This is a genomic window from Xenorhabdus vietnamensis (genome assembly GCF_002127535.1).
GTDB lineage: Bacteria > Pseudomonadota > Gammaproteobacteria > Enterobacterales > Enterobacteriaceae > Xenorhabdus > Xenorhabdus vietnamensis.
In genome coordinates this window covers 1-15741 of the sequence record NZ_MUBJ01000024.1, presented here as the reverse complement: position 1 = coordinate 15741, position 15741 = coordinate 1, and the positions used below count along the sequence as shown (strand labels likewise).

Annotated in this window: 20 protein-coding genes; 5 read left to right on the top strand and 15 right to left on the bottom strand. The window is 46.8% G+C overall.

The features are described 5' to 3' along the window. Positions 1-2 precede the first annotated feature (2 nt). From Xvie_RS16845 to Xvie_RS16820, 6 genes are all read right to left on the bottom strand, one after another. A complete protein-coding gene (locus tag Xvie_RS16845) occupies positions 3-677 on the bottom strand; it encodes a phage virion morphogenesis family protein (protein ID WP_086110337.1) in 675 nt (224 codons plus the stop codon). Continuing rightward, on the bottom strand, positions 674-1174 hold the full coding sequence (locus Xvie_RS16840; RefSeq protein WP_086110336.1) for a phage tail protein: 501 nt from the start codon (positions 1172-1174) through the stop codon (positions 674-676). The genes Xvie_RS16845 and Xvie_RS16840 overlap by 4 nt, the downstream gene beginning before the upstream one ends. Further along, entirely contained in the window at positions 1171-1623 is a 453-nt protein-coding gene (locus Xvie_RS16835) for a head completion/stabilization protein (protein ID WP_086110335.1), read from the bottom strand. The genes Xvie_RS16840 and Xvie_RS16835 overlap by 4 nt, the downstream gene beginning before the upstream one ends. Positions 1624-1722: 99 nt before the next feature. Next, positions 1723-2445: a phage terminase small subunit gene (gene gpM / locus Xvie_RS16830; protein WP_086110334.1), complete on the bottom strand. Its 723-nt coding sequence runs from the start codon at positions 2443-2445 to the stop codon at positions 1723-1725. Further along, positions 2445-3506: a phage major capsid protein, P2 family gene (locus tag Xvie_RS16825; protein ID WP_086110333.1), complete on the bottom strand. Its 1062-nt coding sequence runs from the start codon at positions 3504-3506 to the stop codon at positions 2445-2447. The genes gpM and Xvie_RS16825 overlap by 1 nt, the downstream gene beginning before the upstream one ends. Positions 3507-3523: 17 nt before the next feature. Further along, positions 3524-4354: a GPO family capsid scaffolding protein gene (locus Xvie_RS16820; protein ID WP_086110332.1), complete on the bottom strand. Its 831-nt coding sequence runs from the start codon at positions 4352-4354 to the stop codon at positions 3524-3526. Positions 4355-4540: 186 nt separating this feature from the next. Here Xvie_RS16820 and Xvie_RS16815 point away from each other — a divergent pair, with 186 nt between their 5' ends. From Xvie_RS16815 to Xvie_RS16805, 3 genes are read left to right on the top strand one after another with little or no spacing between them, the layout of a single operon-like run. After that, on the top strand, positions 4541-6328 hold the full coding sequence (locus Xvie_RS16815) for a terminase large subunit domain-containing protein (protein ID WP_086110331.1): 1788 nt from the start codon (positions 4541-4543) through the stop codon (positions 6326-6328). Beyond that, the gene (locus Xvie_RS16810) at positions 6325-7356 is read left to right on the top strand and encodes a phage portal protein (protein ID WP_086110330.1); all 1032 of its coding nucleotides are present in this window, start codon (positions 6325-6327) and stop codon (positions 7354-7356) included. Before Xvie_RS16815 ends, Xvie_RS16810 begins: the two co-directional genes overlap by 4 nt. Then, positions 7353-7673, top strand: a complete 321-nt coding sequence (locus Xvie_RS16805; protein WP_086110329.1) for an Ogr/Delta-like zinc finger protein — start codon at positions 7353-7355, stop codon at positions 7671-7673. Before Xvie_RS16810 ends, Xvie_RS16805 begins: the two co-directional genes overlap by 4 nt. Here the strand turns inward: Xvie_RS16805 and Xvie_RS16800 are convergent. From Xvie_RS16800 to Xvie_RS16770, 7 genes are all read right to left on the bottom strand, one after another. Beyond that, positions 7644-7973: a hypothetical protein gene (locus tag Xvie_RS16800; protein ID WP_086110328.1), complete on the bottom strand. Its 330-nt coding sequence runs from the start codon at positions 7971-7973 to the stop codon at positions 7644-7646. The two genes, Xvie_RS16805 and Xvie_RS16800, sit on opposite strands and share 30 nt — an antisense overlap. An 18-nt stretch (positions 7974-7991) precedes the next feature. After that, the gene (locus Xvie_RS16795) at positions 7992-10214 is read right to left on the bottom strand and encodes a replication endonuclease (protein ID WP_086110327.1); all 2223 of its coding nucleotides are present in this window, start codon (positions 10212-10214) and stop codon (positions 7992-7994) included. Next, positions 10211-10510 carry a DUF3850 domain-containing protein gene (locus Xvie_RS16790; protein ID WP_086110326.1) on the bottom strand — a complete coding sequence of 100 codons (300 nt, stop codon included), beginning with the start codon at positions 10508-10510 and terminating at the stop codon, positions 10211-10213. The genes Xvie_RS16795 and Xvie_RS16790 overlap by 4 nt, the downstream gene beginning before the upstream one ends. A 4-nt stretch (positions 10511-10514) precedes the next feature. Continuing rightward, a complete protein-coding gene (locus Xvie_RS16785) occupies positions 10515-10736 on the bottom strand; it encodes a TraR/DksA C4-type zinc finger protein (protein ID WP_086110325.1) in 222 nt (73 codons plus the stop codon). Then, positions 10729-10980: a DUF2732 family protein gene (locus tag Xvie_RS16780; protein ID WP_086110324.1), complete on the bottom strand. Its 252-nt coding sequence runs from the start codon at positions 10978-10980 to the stop codon at positions 10729-10731. The genes Xvie_RS16785 and Xvie_RS16780 overlap by 8 nt, the downstream gene beginning before the upstream one ends. A 79-nt stretch (positions 10981-11059) precedes the next feature. Beyond that, positions 11060-11413 (bottom strand): DUF5347 family protein, encoded by a 354-nt coding sequence (locus Xvie_RS16775; protein WP_086110323.1) that lies wholly within the window; start codon positions 11411-11413, stop codon positions 11060-11062. A 246-nt stretch (positions 11414-11659) separates the two neighbouring features. Continuing rightward, on the bottom strand, positions 11660-11845 hold the full coding sequence (locus tag Xvie_RS16770) for a hypothetical protein (protein ID WP_086110322.1): 186 nt from the start codon (positions 11843-11845) through the stop codon (positions 11660-11662). A 148-nt stretch (positions 11846-11993) separates the two neighbouring features. On the opposite strand from Xvie_RS16770, the gene Xvie_RS16765 reads away from it, so the two are divergent. Further along, entirely contained in the window at positions 11994-12557 is a 564-nt protein-coding gene (locus Xvie_RS16765; RefSeq protein WP_244175699.1) for a phage repressor protein CI, read from the top strand. Then, entirely contained in the window at positions 12558-13580 is a 1023-nt protein-coding gene (locus tag Xvie_RS16760; RefSeq protein ID WP_086110321.1) for a site-specific integrase, read from the top strand. It abuts the gene before it with no gap. A 1009-nt stretch (positions 13581-14589) separates the two neighbouring features. Here the strand turns inward: Xvie_RS16760 and Xvie_RS16755 are convergent. After that, positions 14590-15003 carry a hypothetical protein gene (locus tag Xvie_RS16755; RefSeq protein WP_208612608.1) on the bottom strand — a complete coding sequence of 138 codons (414 nt, stop codon included), beginning with the start codon at positions 15001-15003 and terminating at the stop codon, positions 14590-14592. Positions 15004-15203: 200 nt separating this feature from the next. Further along, the gene (locus tag Xvie_RS16750) at positions 15204-15686 is read right to left on the bottom strand and encodes a hypothetical protein (RefSeq protein WP_086110320.1); all 483 of its coding nucleotides are present in this window, start codon (positions 15684-15686) and stop codon (positions 15204-15206) included. Positions 15687-15741: the final 55 nt, after the last annotated feature.

The following is a 15741-nucleotide window of genomic DNA, read 5'->3' as shown; positions in this document are numbered from 1 at the left end:
GCTTACCCTGCGCCATATCCAATCCCTTGTAGCTGGCGAGCCAGCGCTTTGCTGAACTCGTCATCATTCATGCCTAAGAATGCACGGGCAGGCACATCCACTGTCCATGCGCTTTTGGCTGTTTCACCGCTCAGTTCGCGGATCAACGTCCCGGCCTGAATAAACGCCATACTGGCGGTGATTTCCTTGATCGGGGGCTTACGCCAGCGCTTGCCCTTCCTGACCTGATAACCCAAATCACGCAGCTTTTTGGCCTGCTTGATGGTCGCCATCCGTTCACGGTCAACGGTCTTTTGTACCTGTCGCCGACTGACCTGAAAACGCATCCCGTGCTGCTGCGCATACCCGACAACCCCGGCTGGCACTTGCTGAGGGCCATTGCGGTAATGTCCACCTTGCAGATAAACCCGTACCGCTTGAATTTCTGGCATTTCCCGGATATGCAACAGCTTCGGCATGTTCCTGAGCATCTTCTTGCGCCACGGGCTTTTTCTGGCAGCCCAGCTTTCCCCGTCGGGCGAACGCTGATTGCGCACATGGCGCTTTGCCGCATCAATCAGCCCGTATTTTGCGATGCGCCATAACAGCCGCTGCCGCTTTTTCTCCGGTAGCTCAAGGCTGCCCAGTGCGTCCTGCAATGCCTTAAGCTGATCCGGGTTTAACTGCCCGTGCATCATGCTGGCCGTTTCCCGATGTGTGCGCCTGTCTCATCCACGCTGTGCACCGCGCCTTGTTCAGCGAACCAGATTTCGGACTCCGCCAGTGACCAGCGCTTGCCATCAAACGGGATCATGCCCTTGGGGTCTTCGCGTATCACGACAGGCTCTGCCAATGATAACGACACCAACACCACCGCCGTATCGCCATCCACTTCCACCGTTAAGGTGGGCTGTTCCTGCTCCACATTGGCATCCCCCAAACTGTCGCCCTGCGCCGTCAGCCAGCTATCAATCAGCAGCGGGATATTGCGCGGATCACAGTCCCGATAGGGGAAGCGCCCCCACGCAATCACCGCTTCATATTGCTGGATAAACATCTGGTATTGCCATAGCCCCAAATCCCGTTGTGCCGGAATAAAGCGGATTTCATCCATTTCACTGGTAAATTCGGTTTCACAAATCCGTTTTGGCAGATTTTCCCGCAAAAATGCGGTTAATTGCTGTAATTTGCTCATATCAAACGTACCGTTGTGCGTCCCTGTCCTTTCATATTACGCAGTACCACAGCGGCCTCAGCCAGCAGGCGGTTGCGCACTTCGGGGCTTTCCTGCCCCGGATTGGGGGCACGGCTGACTAATGAGGTGTATTCCCCCAGTAAATCGGCCTTTGCCCGGGCATAAACCGCCTTTTTATACTGGCTGACCAGCGCGTTATTGCCATTAATGGCAATACCCGGCACATCCGCTGCCTTTTGATAACCTTCAGCCTGCAAACGGGATTTCAGGTTGGCTAAATCAAGGTTGATTTCTGCCACGGTCGCCAGCAGCGCATTGGCGAGCATGTCGTTATCTAAGTCGGCAGGCAGCTTGCGGTTGACCTGAAATTCCCGCAGGTTCAAATCCGGCCAAAAGCCGTCATTGGTCAGCGGTGCGTCCCGGTAATCCACGGTATTGCCGTTAAACATCTGTTCTCCTCCCTGAAGAAAAAGCGGGCTGTCCGGTTTCCACGGCCAAATGCCTGATGGCTTTGCCTCCACCGCGCCCGCTCCGGCTTGCGGTAGTCGTTATTGATTAAGGTTAAGCGTTTCGTTTGTCAGTGCCCGCAAGCGGGCGGCAATGCGTTGCCGATAGGTTTTCACGCCTGATGCCGGGTTGCATTTATGCGCTTTTGCCAGCCAGCTATCGGCCTGCGCCAGCACATCCAGACTGTCAACCGAACTTGCCTTAATCTCGTTGCTATCCCCTTTCAGCAGACTCAGGGCAGCAAATTTGTAGTATTTCGCCTTTATTTTTTCGTGTATCTTCCATTTTTCCGTCACATTCAGGAATGTCCTTGAAAAATAGGGTTCCACCGGGTTGCCTGCTTCGGCTTCCGCCTGTGCCCAGAGCAACACGGTGTCGGCCACGAACGCCGGAAAACCGCTGCGGAAATGGTCGGGGGTGAGCTGTCCCTGCTCAATGGCGATATCCGCCCAGTCCAGTCCCTGACTGAATTCCCCGATATCAAATAACCAGATCACGCAGCAGGCGAAAATCGGGTTACTGTACACCTCGCCTTCATCCAGATAGCGTTGTGCCGTCGGCAGGTAGTTGGGTAGCAATTCGTGGCGTTTCAACTCAACCTTTTCTGCCGTCAGTGTTAACTGGCGCAACCGCTTGACGTCCTGCTCAATGGCACGGGCTTGCAGGTGCATACTGGCGCCATCGGCAATGGCAACCGCTTGTTGCCGTTCCAGTTTCTGACGCAGTTCCACCGCTGCCCGGTGTCGTTGAGCGGGTGATAACATTATTCGTGATCCGGTTTTTTATCCGGTTCAGCGCCCTGACCCAGTTTTTCAGTCGGTTCAGCTACCTGACCAATGGTCACGGCGTTCTCATCATAGGCCGCGTACAATTCTGGCGTTTCAATCGCGTAACCTTCGTTGCGCAGGTATTTGTTTTCGAACTGCTTACGGTCATCCACAAACTCCGCCTTACGCTGACGGGTGTTGCGCTGGGTCAGAATTTGCAGGTTCGGCAACATCGTCACCACCATCCGTTTACCCGGCATAAAGGGCGGTACCATGGCCGGACGCCCAGCAATCGAGCTGCCCAGCATCTGAGCGGCGATTTTTTCTGTTGGCCTGTCAGCGGCCTGATAAAGCCTATATTGTTCAGCGGCGACCAAATCCGCACCCACCAAGACGACCAAACGCGGATCATGACGGAATTGCTGCGGAATACAGGTGTTAATCAGGTCGGAGGCCATCGCATCCAGTGAGTGAAAATCACCGTGCTCATCCAGTTTCACGGGCGTGGTAATGACCTGCTTGCCACCGTGCCACTCTTTGGCAATCTGGTGCCAGCCTTTGTTGACATCTTCCCCGTTCGGGTTCGTTTCTGGATCGGTTGTCTCAGCAACACGCTGACCGTTAAACCCGATACGCAGCATATCCAGCGCAAATGATTCATTGGTAAAGGCCTGCATACGCTGGAAAAATTCCTGTTCACTGCCGGAGTTTGCCCAGATGGACAGCAAGTCCCATTTCAACGCCGCGCCGGAATCCGTTTCTGTCAGTTTGTATTCATTGCCATCAATGCCCGTGGCACGGATAAAGCGGCCATCTTTCTTACGCCCGGTAAACAGTCCCGGATTACCGACTGACACCACCTGCCCGGAAAGCTGATCCACATCGGCACAGGTGATCATGCTGAGTAACTCGACCGACTCCAGCAGCGCACTGCGCAGGGCGGTTTCTTTTGGGTCAGTCAGTGCGAAGTAACGTGAGGTTTTCTCAACGCCATAGGATTCAGCCAATCCCACAGAGTAGTTTTGTAAAAACTCCCGTGCCCGTTGATTTAATTGCATAGTTCTTCCCTTCGCGGTTATAGGAATTTAAAACGGGCGTTTTTATTGCCTTTCGGATTGCGTGACGGCACACGGGTTGCCAGCGTGTCCAGCTTGCCGAAGTTTTTCACAATCTTCTGCAAGTTATCGCGCAGGCAGGCAAAATCTTCGGTATCCACCACTTCTTTCACGGTTTCGACATCTTCCTGCACTTCTTCCACGGTTTGCTCCGTGGATTCCAGCTTGCTTTCGACGGCGGTCATTCGCTTATCCATCTCAGCCAACGCCTCAGCGATAGCCTGCAACGCATCGTCACCTGTGGTTTCGGCAGGGGTTTCTTCCGGCTCTTCCACGTTAAAAAAGCTTCTCCATCCTTTTTTGGCCTTTGCCATCTTGCTTTCCTTAATATCTTTAACTTCGTCAATCACCAGTGGCTTATACGCGCCTGACCGATGAGGATTTTTGTTTTTACTGAACTGTAGGCGTGTTGTACCTACACTCGCTGGCGAATCCGTGACTGCCAGTCCTTCCAGATAGGTTTTGCCTGTGCCGCGAAAATTACCGTTCGGCGTAAACTCCACGGAGGTGAATAACAGTTGCCCGTCCCGGTTGGCATCCAACAAGCGGTGATTGGGTCGCAGTTGTGCATAGAGACGCAAAGCCCCGTCTTCCCCGCGTTCGGCCTTGACCGCGAGCACTTCCCCCATCGCCCCAAACCAGCGGTCGTGTTCCGGCCAGATTCGGGCGGTATACAGTTGAGGGTCGTAGAGTTCGGCAGCATCCAGAATCCACTGCGGTTCCATCACCCGGCCATCAACCGTGTCGCCCTCCATGGCAATACATATCCAGTTCGTCATTAACTGAGACATATCGCATTCCTTATCTTTGCTTCCCCCACAGTATTGCGGATCCAAAAAAATGCTGCGACAGGCGCACTGCGAATGAATTCGGATATGGCGCATAACCGAATTGAACCGAAGTTGGCGGGGCGTAAGGCGGAAATTAGCCCGGCATAATGAGGGCTGAGAAATAAAGGATAGTCAGGAAAAGGAAGCATGGCGAAATATTCTGATGAATTAATTAACGTGGTGAAGTCGCTGTACCTGCGCCGCTATACCCCGGCTGAAATTGCCGGTGAACTGAATCTGCCCAACCGACGGATTGTGTACTACTGGGCAGAAAAATGGCACTGGGCGGATATGCTCAGCCATGAAAGTGTGATTGAGGCGGTCAACCGCCGTATTGCCTTGCTCAGTGAACGCAATGATAAAAATGCTATAGAGCTGGACGAACTCGACCGCCTGATTGCCCACCATGTGAAACTGATGGCGCAGGAAAATAAACACAAAGAAAAACTGGCTGACATTAAAGCACGGGCACAGTCAGGCAGCCAGAGTGATGAGGGTCAATCCGGTGATAGTGAGCAGAAGAAAAAGAAACGTTACCGTAAAAATGATATCTCAGCGCTGACAGAAGAAGATTTCCAGACTTTTGTTGATGGCAATCTGTTTGGCTATCAGAAACACCTGCGCGCCAATAAGCATAAGCATGTGCGGAATATCCTCAAGTCTCGCCAGATTGGAGCAACATGGTATTTTGCGTTTGAAGCTTTTGAAGATGCGGTATTAACAGGGAAAACCCAAGTGTTTTTGTCAGCGTCTAAACCACAGGCACAGGTTTTCCGCTCTTATATTGTTAACTTTGCTGAACAGCTTTTCGGGATCACCTTAACAGGTGAGCGTCCTCGCTTGAGCAATGGCGCAGAACTCATTTTCTTATCGACTAATAAGAATACTGCGCAATCTTACAGCGGTCATTTATATTGTGACGAATACTTCTGGGTGCCTGACTTTACGCACCTGAACGAAGTGGCTTCTGCAATGGCCACCCATGATCATTGGCGCACCACTTATTTTTCAACGCCCAGCGCCAAAACACATCCGGCTTATCGATTCTGGACGGGTGACACATGGCGCGGCAGTGATGCCAAACGTAAGAATGTGGCCTTTCCTACTTTTGATGAATACCGCGATGGCGGGCGTGACTGTCCTGATGATCAGTGGCGTTATGTCATTACGCTGGAAGATGCCATCAGGGGCGGGTTTAACCTTGCCAATATCGACCGTCTGCGCAACAAGTACAATGCAGACACCTTTAACATGCTCTATATGTGCCAGTTTGTGGACAGCGGCGCATCGGTATTCAAGTACCACCAACTGGAAAAATGCGGCATCGACATCAACCTGTGGGAAGATCACAACCCTGACGCCTCGCGCCCGTTTGGTGAGCGTGAAGTCTGGGGCGGTTTCGACCCGGCCCGCTCCGGCGATACCTCTACTTTTGTGATTGTCGCCCCACCGCTGATGGCGGGTGAACGCTTCCGTGTGTTAGCCACGTTCTACTGGCAGGGCATGAACTGGAAGCATCAGGCCAAGCTGATTGAAGAGTTGTTCAAACGTTACCGCTTTACCCATATCGGCATCGATACCACGGGGATTGGGCACGGGGTTTATGAGATGGTACAGGACTTCGCCCCACGGCAAACGCAGGCCATCCACTACAGCCAGCAAAGCAAAAACCAACTGGTCATAAAAATGATTGATGTGGTCAGCGAAGAACGCCTTGAGTGGGACGGGGAACAAAAAGAAATCCTGGCTTCATTCTTAGCTATCCGGCATACCACCACAGCCAAAGGGGGCGCAATGACCTTTGTGGCTGACCGTTCGCAGGAAACCGGACACGCTGACGTGTTCTGGGCCATCGCTCATGCGTTGATGAATGAGCCGCTTAACTACGAGAAGAAACGCACCTCTAAATATTCATTTTCAAAGGCCACACAATGAGCAAAAGAAAGTTCAGGAAGAACGCCAAAGCGTCACACGTCCCGCATTCACAGCGGAAAATGAGCATTATCACACTGGGTAAACCCGAACCGATACTCACTTCCATGACGGATTACCAGAAAATCTGGTATGACAATGATTATGATCACTACACGTTGCCGATTGACCGTCTGGCGCTGGCGCAACTGACCAACATGAACGGGCAGCATGGCGGCGTTCTCTATGCCCGGCACAATATGATTGCCTCGGATTATCTCGGTGGCGGGCTGACCCATGAGCAATTCCGGTCAGCCATGATGAATTTCCTGATTTTCGGGGATGTGGCCCTTTTGAAAGTGCGTAACTTCTGGGGTGATATCGTCAGACTGGAAGTCTTGCCGTCTCTTTATCTGCGCCGCCGTAAAGACGGGGATTTTGTGATCTTGCAGGAGGGTGAGCCATTGGTTTACACCCCGGAAGAAGTGATTTTTATCAGGCAGTATGATCCCCAGCAGCAGGTTTACGGCCTGCCGGATTATATCGGCGGCATTCATGCGGCCCTGCTCAACTCCGAAGCAACCATCTTCCGCCGCCGCTACTACCACAACGGCGGGCATACAGGCGGCATGATTTACATCAATGACCCGAATATCTCGGATGAAGCCGAAAAAGAAATTGAGAACAAGCTGGCCCAAAGCAAGGGCATCGGCAATTTTGAAACCATGTTTGTGAGCATTCCCAATGGCGATCCGGACGGCATTAAATTTATTCCGGTCGGGGATATTTCCGCCAATGATGAGTTTGCCAATGTGAAAAGCATCAGTTCACAGGATGTGCTGACCGCCCACCGATTCCCGGCGGGACTGGCGGGCATCATCCCGACCAATGTTGGCGGACTGGGCGACCCGGAAAAAGCCCGTGATGCTTATCGCAAAGATGAAGTGATCCCCGTACAAAACATGTTTATGAACGCCATCAATAGCAGTGATATTCCCGAAACATTATTCGTTCATTTCAAGAAAGATAACGTCAGTTCGGGTGCAGAATGAGCAAGAAAATGGTAAAATCGAGGAAAATCGACACATTAGGGATAAGAAACATGCGTGTATTAAAAATCATCTGTCCTGAGTGCGGCGCTAAATCCGTCATTCGCAAAACCAACCGGATGCACCACCAGATCGCTGATATTTATTGTTCGTGCTCTGATGTGGAATGTGGGCACACTTTTGTGATGAATCTGACGTTTTCACACACCCTCAGCCCCAGTGCCAAAACGGGTGATATCCTGTTGCAGACTGTGATTAATAACCTCAATCCGCAACAGCGCCAGATGGCGTTAGATTTGTTGCAGACCCCTGCCGCATAAGTTCAGTGTTGAGCCACTATTGAGTGGCTTTTTTTCATTTTGATCAAACTGTTCAATTAATTGGGTGGTCAATTCAGAACACCAAATAAGAACCTGATAACGCTCATCATGGCTACATCCCCCTTTAGTTGCCAAGCGTAATAATAAATCAATTCGTTCCAGTGAAATTGATTCAGAAAAAAAATCCACCATATAATCCTCTTTAAATATATATTGTTTTGTTTTTATACAATACATATAAATATAATTAACAATTACATTAATTTCATTAAGAAATAATAAATTATGTGACTTATCCAATATTTCCAGATATTTCTATCAAAAACCCTGATAATGTCCTTTAGGGTCACGAATGATTTCATTAATATTCATATTGATACATGATATTTTACTTAATCTGTTTAGTAGCAATTTTGTTCTTTCCGTATGTGGCGGTTTGGTTTCGTTCAAATGCCCAAACATCGATAACCGATAGTATTTTCCCTTTACAGACATGCTGTTGCCCCGCAATAGTGCCCGCGCCAGATTATCGCTCATCGCTAAACCCTGTAATTTGGCCGATTCGTAGATACGTTCTATCTTTTCGCGCTCACTCATTTTAGGCCAGCCATGCTGGAATTCCTCCAGACAAAGATCACTGTCTTTAATGCCTTTATTAGTCGCACTTCGTGCCTCCGTACAGTTATTGACAGAACTCCAAGAGGAAGAAAAAACAGGGTCAAAAGCCAAACCCTTGTCCGCAGCCAGCGGGCTGGATTTCGGCACAATCTTCCACTTCACAGTACGGGTAACAAAAGAAGATGAGTCGCCCAAACGGGGCGAGTAAACACCAGAAATACGCTGAACATCTTCCCCGTAGATATTGCCTTGTTCAGTCACTTCATATGCAAGACGGACAGTAAGATCTTTACGGGCAACCAATGGCCCGCCCTGACATTCGGTATAGGCTGACCAGTTGCCAATATCCGCTGCAAAGCGAACGTTATCCATATCTTCATCAGGCAAAATCTGTTCGTCACCCCTTAAGCGACGCAGTTCACGCCAAACAGAAACCGGAGCACCACCAATCTGCTGGAACTGACGAATACGCCAGCGGCTGGCCCAAGCAGAAACAGAACGAGACATATCCTTGAGGTTTCCCCCTGTCTCGTTATCTATTTCGCCATCCAGCGCGTAGCCATCAATGTTCTTTGAAATGTATTTAGCGATGTAGCCTGTTGCGCTACCTATTTTGGGATCAATCGGCTTCACCAAAAAACGGGCATTGCGAGCCGCTTCACTGTTTAACTCGTGGGCGTCTTCTTGCATTGCATACTCGCGCACAATGCCACGCATTTTTTCGACATGTTCAGGAAGCATAAACAACAACAGATGCCAGTGTGGTGTCCCGTCATGATGAGGCTCTACCACACGAAAACCGAACACACTGATCCCCGCACGGGAATATGCCGCCCGAATTTTTGCCCAGACACCGCACAGATACTTTTGCGTATCCCGTGGGCTTGCGCCGTTCCAGTTCTTCACAAAACCGCCGCCGCTGTGTGCCGAGTGATATTTGGATGGCGCAGTAATCGTATAAAAATCACCGACACAGCCCATTTCATTGGCTAAATCCTCAAAGCCACGCTGACGCACCATCAGTTCACAGCGACGAACGGCAGGGTTAGCAATGCTGCCCAACACCTTATTAACGAGTGGAACCCGTTCACCGTCTTCATTTTCCAGCTCAAACTCTTGCAGAAATTCCCAGTTACGGCGCTTTTGCTCTGTCCATTCCTGCAAGGTCTTGCGTGAAACATAAGATGAAGCCGCTTTTTGTACCTGCCCCACGGCAATGGCCATATGCTCAGCACGAATATCACGCATACGCTTTAAGCGGGCATACCACCATTGGTCAGACATCATGCGCAGTAAACTGGTGCATAACTGATCTTCGGTTGGTGATTCTCTGCCTTTGGTGAATTGCTGTGAATAAGGTGCGGCTGTCCCAACCTGCTGAGTTAATTTTGCCAATCGGGCATAGATATGAATTAATCTCTTGCGGGCCTTCTGCTCATTGTCAGGGGTAACTGAGTTATTCACCAAATGTTCGTAACTGTCGGTCATATACCGCGCTACACCGTGCGCCAATAGTTTGATCTCTTGACGTCCTAATGTGGAAAGGCGGTCAAGTTGCTCAATGAAAGGAAAAGGTGCAGCACCCACGACCAGGCTTTGAAATTGATATTGCTCATTAACTAGGTTGAACCGGGGTAATACGTTCTGGCTGAACTGGCGCAAAAACGTATTAGCACGGCGACGACCGTCGCGGCCTGACTGTTTGAAGATGTTGGCATAACGATTGACGAAGTAAATCGCCAACGAATCCGGCAGGTGTCCAAAGTACTGGTGACACCATGTGTAATCATCAGGGTTTACTTCCCACATAATGCGTTCAGCCAGAGTGGCTATTTGTGGCATCTCTGGCTGGAACTTGCTGTACTGGCGGCGCGGTTTGGATTGTGCGCCGCTGTTTTGTTTTGCTTTTTCTACAAGACTCATGCAAACACACAATTTATAGAAGATAATTCGAACGAAACCAAAGCCAAAACAAATTCTTTGGTGGCACTCGGATATAAAGCACTATTAATGGCGGTTACATCAGTCACTCTGACGATAATAGAATCATTAGTTAAATTGCCGTTATCATCAATTTCATATAACCCAAGAAAATCGCCTTTTTTATATTCACGGTCATTGATTATAAATTCAGCTTTTTTCTCACCGCTTTTTACAGCTTCAAAGTAAACGCTTTTTATTTTTAAATTATGTATTGTACGTTCTGTGCCTTTATTCATTTTATTAACTCCGATAATGTTTGTTAATTAATTCAAAATCTGCCTGACAATCTACACAACGGGAACAACCAAGAACCTGAGTACGGCGTATTTCAATAATTGGTTCTCCGCAGTCTTTACATTCAAATGCAGAAATACCTATGGGACGGTTTACATGCTGTGCAATTTTGCGCACCAGTATTTCCTCAGCCTGTTGGCAGGCGTAATCAATATCGACATCAAACATAGTTCCACTCTTGCGCCTGACGCTCTATTTCACTGGCCTCGCTTTCCAGCAGGCTGACAATGGCATCGCAATCTAAGCGATCCCGTTTCGCAATCATGGCGAAGTAACGCAGACGCGAAGCATGACCATCTGCCCTAACACGTCTTTCATCTTCACGATTTTGTTTGATGCAATGTTCAATAATGACCGCATGATCATCAGTGTTTATTTCAGCAGGGGTAAATATAGGGTCGGGTATATTCATTTTTTTATTTCCTATTTTTAGATAAAGGGATTCCCTGACGTGTTGACGCCATTAAAATAAAATCGATATTTATTATTGTTTAATTAGGTAGTGATAAATTATTTGGCAAATATGCACCCGCTGCCTTAATTAAATTCACTGCCTTTGTAATACTAATTTTTTCTTCACGGGTAAATTGATCTAATTCCAGCTTATGCCGTTCTTTAGGAATATTGGCAAGATAGAATATAGCGCCTAACAAGCGAATATTATCAGCATAGTGCTCATTGCGTTTATCACGCATTTCAGCAATAAAGGCAGCCAACTGTTCATTAGCAGATTTAAAAAGTTTCGCCCTGATTTGAGCAAGTTGATTTAAACCATTAACACGCGTTTCAAAATCCATTGGAAAAGCGCGCTGTTCTGTTGATTCAAATTGGTATTCCGTGTTCATAAAAACCTCACCTAATTAGAAACAAAATAAAATAAGCAACGGAACATAGGACGAGCGGGAAAACAAATCCGTTACCTTGTTTTGTATAGAATGACTCACTGGTTAGTTTGTATTGGTGCTGCTTTAATGCGTTCATACTGACCTCAGACTAATTATGTTCTCATTCCTGCCATCAAACATTGTTACTTACCTTTTCGTTCACTTAATGTGAATACAACAACCAAAAGTGAACAATTCAAGAAAGCCTTAGCAATCGTTCCAAGCCCACCAATCGATGTAAACTCTCTCGCTTGATTTCTTTTTTGGTTTGATTTTCAACTTACCTACAGAAACATAATACTTAGCTGTTCTATGGCAAATCCCTGATAATTCACTAAACTGTTTGTATGTAACCCAGCGAGACTGAGCTGTTATTGAATTAGTTGTTTGCATAGTGCAAAATTCTCCTTTCGTGAACCATGTTTGATACTGCCCTATATTGTTCGACATTGTACCATATTGTTCGACATTCGTAATTTTAAATCATAGTAGACTTACTAAACGTAAGCGTCAATGAAAAAGTTTTCTTTTGGTGATAAAAATGAATTTAGAAACAGGGGCAAGAGCTGCCATTGATAGGATTTGTGAGGCCTATGGCTTCAAAACAAAAATTCAACTATCTAATCATTTAGGTATTAGTAAGGGGACACTTGGGAATAGAATCATACGAGATAATTTCCCTGCAGACCTTGTATTACGTTGTGCTTTAGAAACAGGTGCTTCTATTGAATGGCTCTCATTCGGAACAGGAAGTGTTCACAGCACAATTCAGACTGATATAGTTAAGCTAAAGACATTCAAATTAACTGATGAAAAATTAACCACCTCTAGCTCCCTCATTTTTGACAAAGTTATCCTCCCTAAGAACTATAATGAACTTGATGCTATCAGAGATGATAAGAGCATCTATTTTGTCGATAAAAGCAATAAAAATGCCGATGACGGCAAATGGTTAGTCGAGTTTTCAGGTAAGCACTCATTTAAGGATTTAATCTTACTTCCCGGTAATAAAATTCGTATGGATGGCGGTAAATATCCTATTGATTGTGATATAGATGAAATCAACGTAATAGGAAAAGTAGTTTCTATTTATACGGTTTTATAAATGACTATTAGAAAAATTGATTCTGGTGAATGGCTCTGTGACCTACGCCCTAACGGGGTTAAAGGTAAGCGTATTCGTAAAAGATTTGCCACTAAAGGCGAAGCACTTGCTTATGAGCGCTATATATTGGAGGAAATGGAAGATAAACCCTGGCTTGGAGAGAAAGAAGATAATAGAAAACTATCTGAGTTAATTTCACTCTGGTATTCACTCTATGGCCGAACACTAGCAGACTCAGCCAGAATGCAATCAAAATTAACTGCCATCTGTAATGGATTGGGTGATCCTATTGCCAACCAGCTTACTGCTGCTGACTTTAGTAAGTACAGAGAACAAAGGTTAGCTGGTTTATTGCCTGATGCCAGAGGTCGAATCATGGCAGTAAAACCGATCACGGTAAACCATGAACAACGTAACCTATCTTCTGTTTTTGGCACACTCAAAAAACTAGGGCATATTAATTACCCCAATCCATTATCTGGCTTGCCTACATTCAAGACGCAAGAGAATGAATTAGCATATCTATACCCTGATGAAATCATTCAATTATTAGATGCTTGTAAGGAATCCAAAAGCAAAGATTTACTTTTAATTAGTAAAATCTGTTTAGCTACAGGAGCACGTTGGGGTGAAGCTGAAGAATTGGAAGGACATCAAATAACACCAAACCGAATTACATTTACCAAAACAAAAGGTAAACGTAATAGAACTGTGCCTATTTCCGAATCACTCTATAACTTGATTCCTAAAAAACGAGGCAAGTTATTTACCCCATGCCGTAAGTCTTTTGAACGAGCAATAAAACGAGCCAAAATAGTTTTACCTGAAGGACAATGTACACACGTTCTCCGGCATACATTTGCCAGCCATTTTATGATGAACGGTGGAAATATCTTAGTATTACAGCGAATACTAGGACATGCTGATATCAAAATGACTATGGTCTATTCGCATTTTGCCCCTGACCATTTAGAGGATGCAATAACAAAAAATCCTCTTACACAGTTGGCACTGGAAATCTAATAAGATCCACATTGTGTCCACTCAGCTCTAAAGCCACTGTTCTATACTGTCCGCCATTGTCCATTAATATATTGAAAAATAACGTAATCATATGTTTTATATAGATCTCTAGGAAAATGTAGGAATTTCGGACGCGGGTTCAACTCCCGCCAGCTCCACCAAATTTGGTAGGACAGTGTCAGGACAACAACTTGAAAAACAGCCAGTTGGCAAAGTTGAGTGGTCACTGTCATGACAGTAAATGGACTTAAAAGTGCACGTAAAATGCACGTGAAGTAAAATTTAAGACACCTCAGATTTTCCCCTCTGAGGTGTTTTTGTTTATAACTAATATGTTTCTATTTGTAAGAAAGTGTAACAAAAATACATGCCATTCCTGCCTGTTTTGGGTCTGATTTTTCCCTCAGTTCATCCTTCTTAAAACTTATATTGAAGAGCGGTCATCACTATTTTATTCAAAAAATTCACTGCTAAAATGCCCCGCTGAACCAGTACATTTCTGTACACATAAACAGCACTTTTAAATGTTCAGATTTTTTGATGGTATTTGGCGCTCAGGCGCGCTTTTGCCAAAGAAGAGTTCAAGTGAGGATGAGAACGAGCCACTATCACTATAGGCCAGAAATTGCCCTTTAATCTATGGGATACCTGCACAAATAAAAGGTGTTGGGGAAATCACCATACCCAAGATGGGATATCACACCTTGCGGCAACTATAGGGATTTCCTCAACAGTTGGTTAACTCCTTGATTTCCTTAATCTCTGGCACAGTGCAGGAATTAAGTAATATCAATTGGTTACGTTTAGGTGTTTTATAATTCATTGATTTAACTTAATTAATACTCAGAACCGGAATTCTGGTTTTCTGACAGAATTAGCTAAAATCAACGGGTTATATCATCAAGGCTAAACCGCACAGAGGATTATGGGACAGCTTAATTTCAAGCCCTCCCGTTGGCTGTGTGGGGTGTATGGACTGTTTCTTACTGGCAGGCATATTCTGCCCTTATCACACCGTAGCGGCCTCATCATCAAGGCTCAGTTCGTACATCGCCTCATAGATAACCTCCTGCAATGCTGCCACGAATTCAGCATCGGTTGAACTGGACGCGATAGCCCGGAGTCGTGGCCCGTGTTCAGGGGCTATTGCTATCAGCTGGGTGCGCATCCGGGCGTATTCCTGTCTGACGGCATCAATCATATCCTGCCACGGTAACACCTGACCGGATTTCAGGTCGTAGTCGTACTGGGTCAACAGCGCCAGATAGTTTTCCTTCATGGTGCGGGCTTCATCCAGTGACATGTCTGCGCCCCGTCCCGTGAGAATACGTTCAACAATTTTTGCCGGGGTATCGGGTTCAGGTGTGTTACCTAATGTGTTACCCGGTTTGTTACCCTGACTGTTACCCTTGTTGTTACCCATTTACGAAGGTAACAAGTTAGGTAACATATTTTTATGGTATGAAAATTAATTTTAATTTATATATTTCAAATGGATATGTATAACATCGTAAAAACCGATGTGTTACCTGTTACCCAAATTTCAAAATTTTTTAGCTAGTGAAACTGCACGGCGCGCAATGCCCGTGATTTATGAAAGCTCTGGTAAGGACCCAAAAAGTTTTAAGCATGATGGTTGCCCGGTCTTTCGATGTCTTTCCAGTTCATCGGCTCAATGTACCGTTCCAGCTTCTCACTCGCTGCCCGTAATGATGCCTGATACCCGTTCGCATCATTGGTCCTCAGACTGTAGTTGAATGCCTCCAGATTCTTATCTTCCCCGTCTAACAGTTCCCAGCCTGAACAGACCGCTTCCATCTTGCGTGTGGTGTATCGGCTGAGGTGACGATGGCTCTCGCTGAGCATTGCGATTGCAGATTGGTAAGGCGTATGATTGTCGATAAGATGCAACGCATAGACAGGATTGTTCTTTGCCTCCTGACTGCATGCTATCCAGGGGGCATTGCTGCGTGTATCAGTGGTGGTATCTTCCTGCGGCTCTGTCTGAATATCCGGTGAGCGCCATGAAGCATAACGCCCGGTATAACCACGGGCACGGTTGGCATCAGGGCGTAAGTGGCTAAAGGCGTATAAATCAGGCTTCATACTGCCCCCTGTTAGCGATGACTGTAATCCGGCTGAGTGATACCCGTTTTAGCAT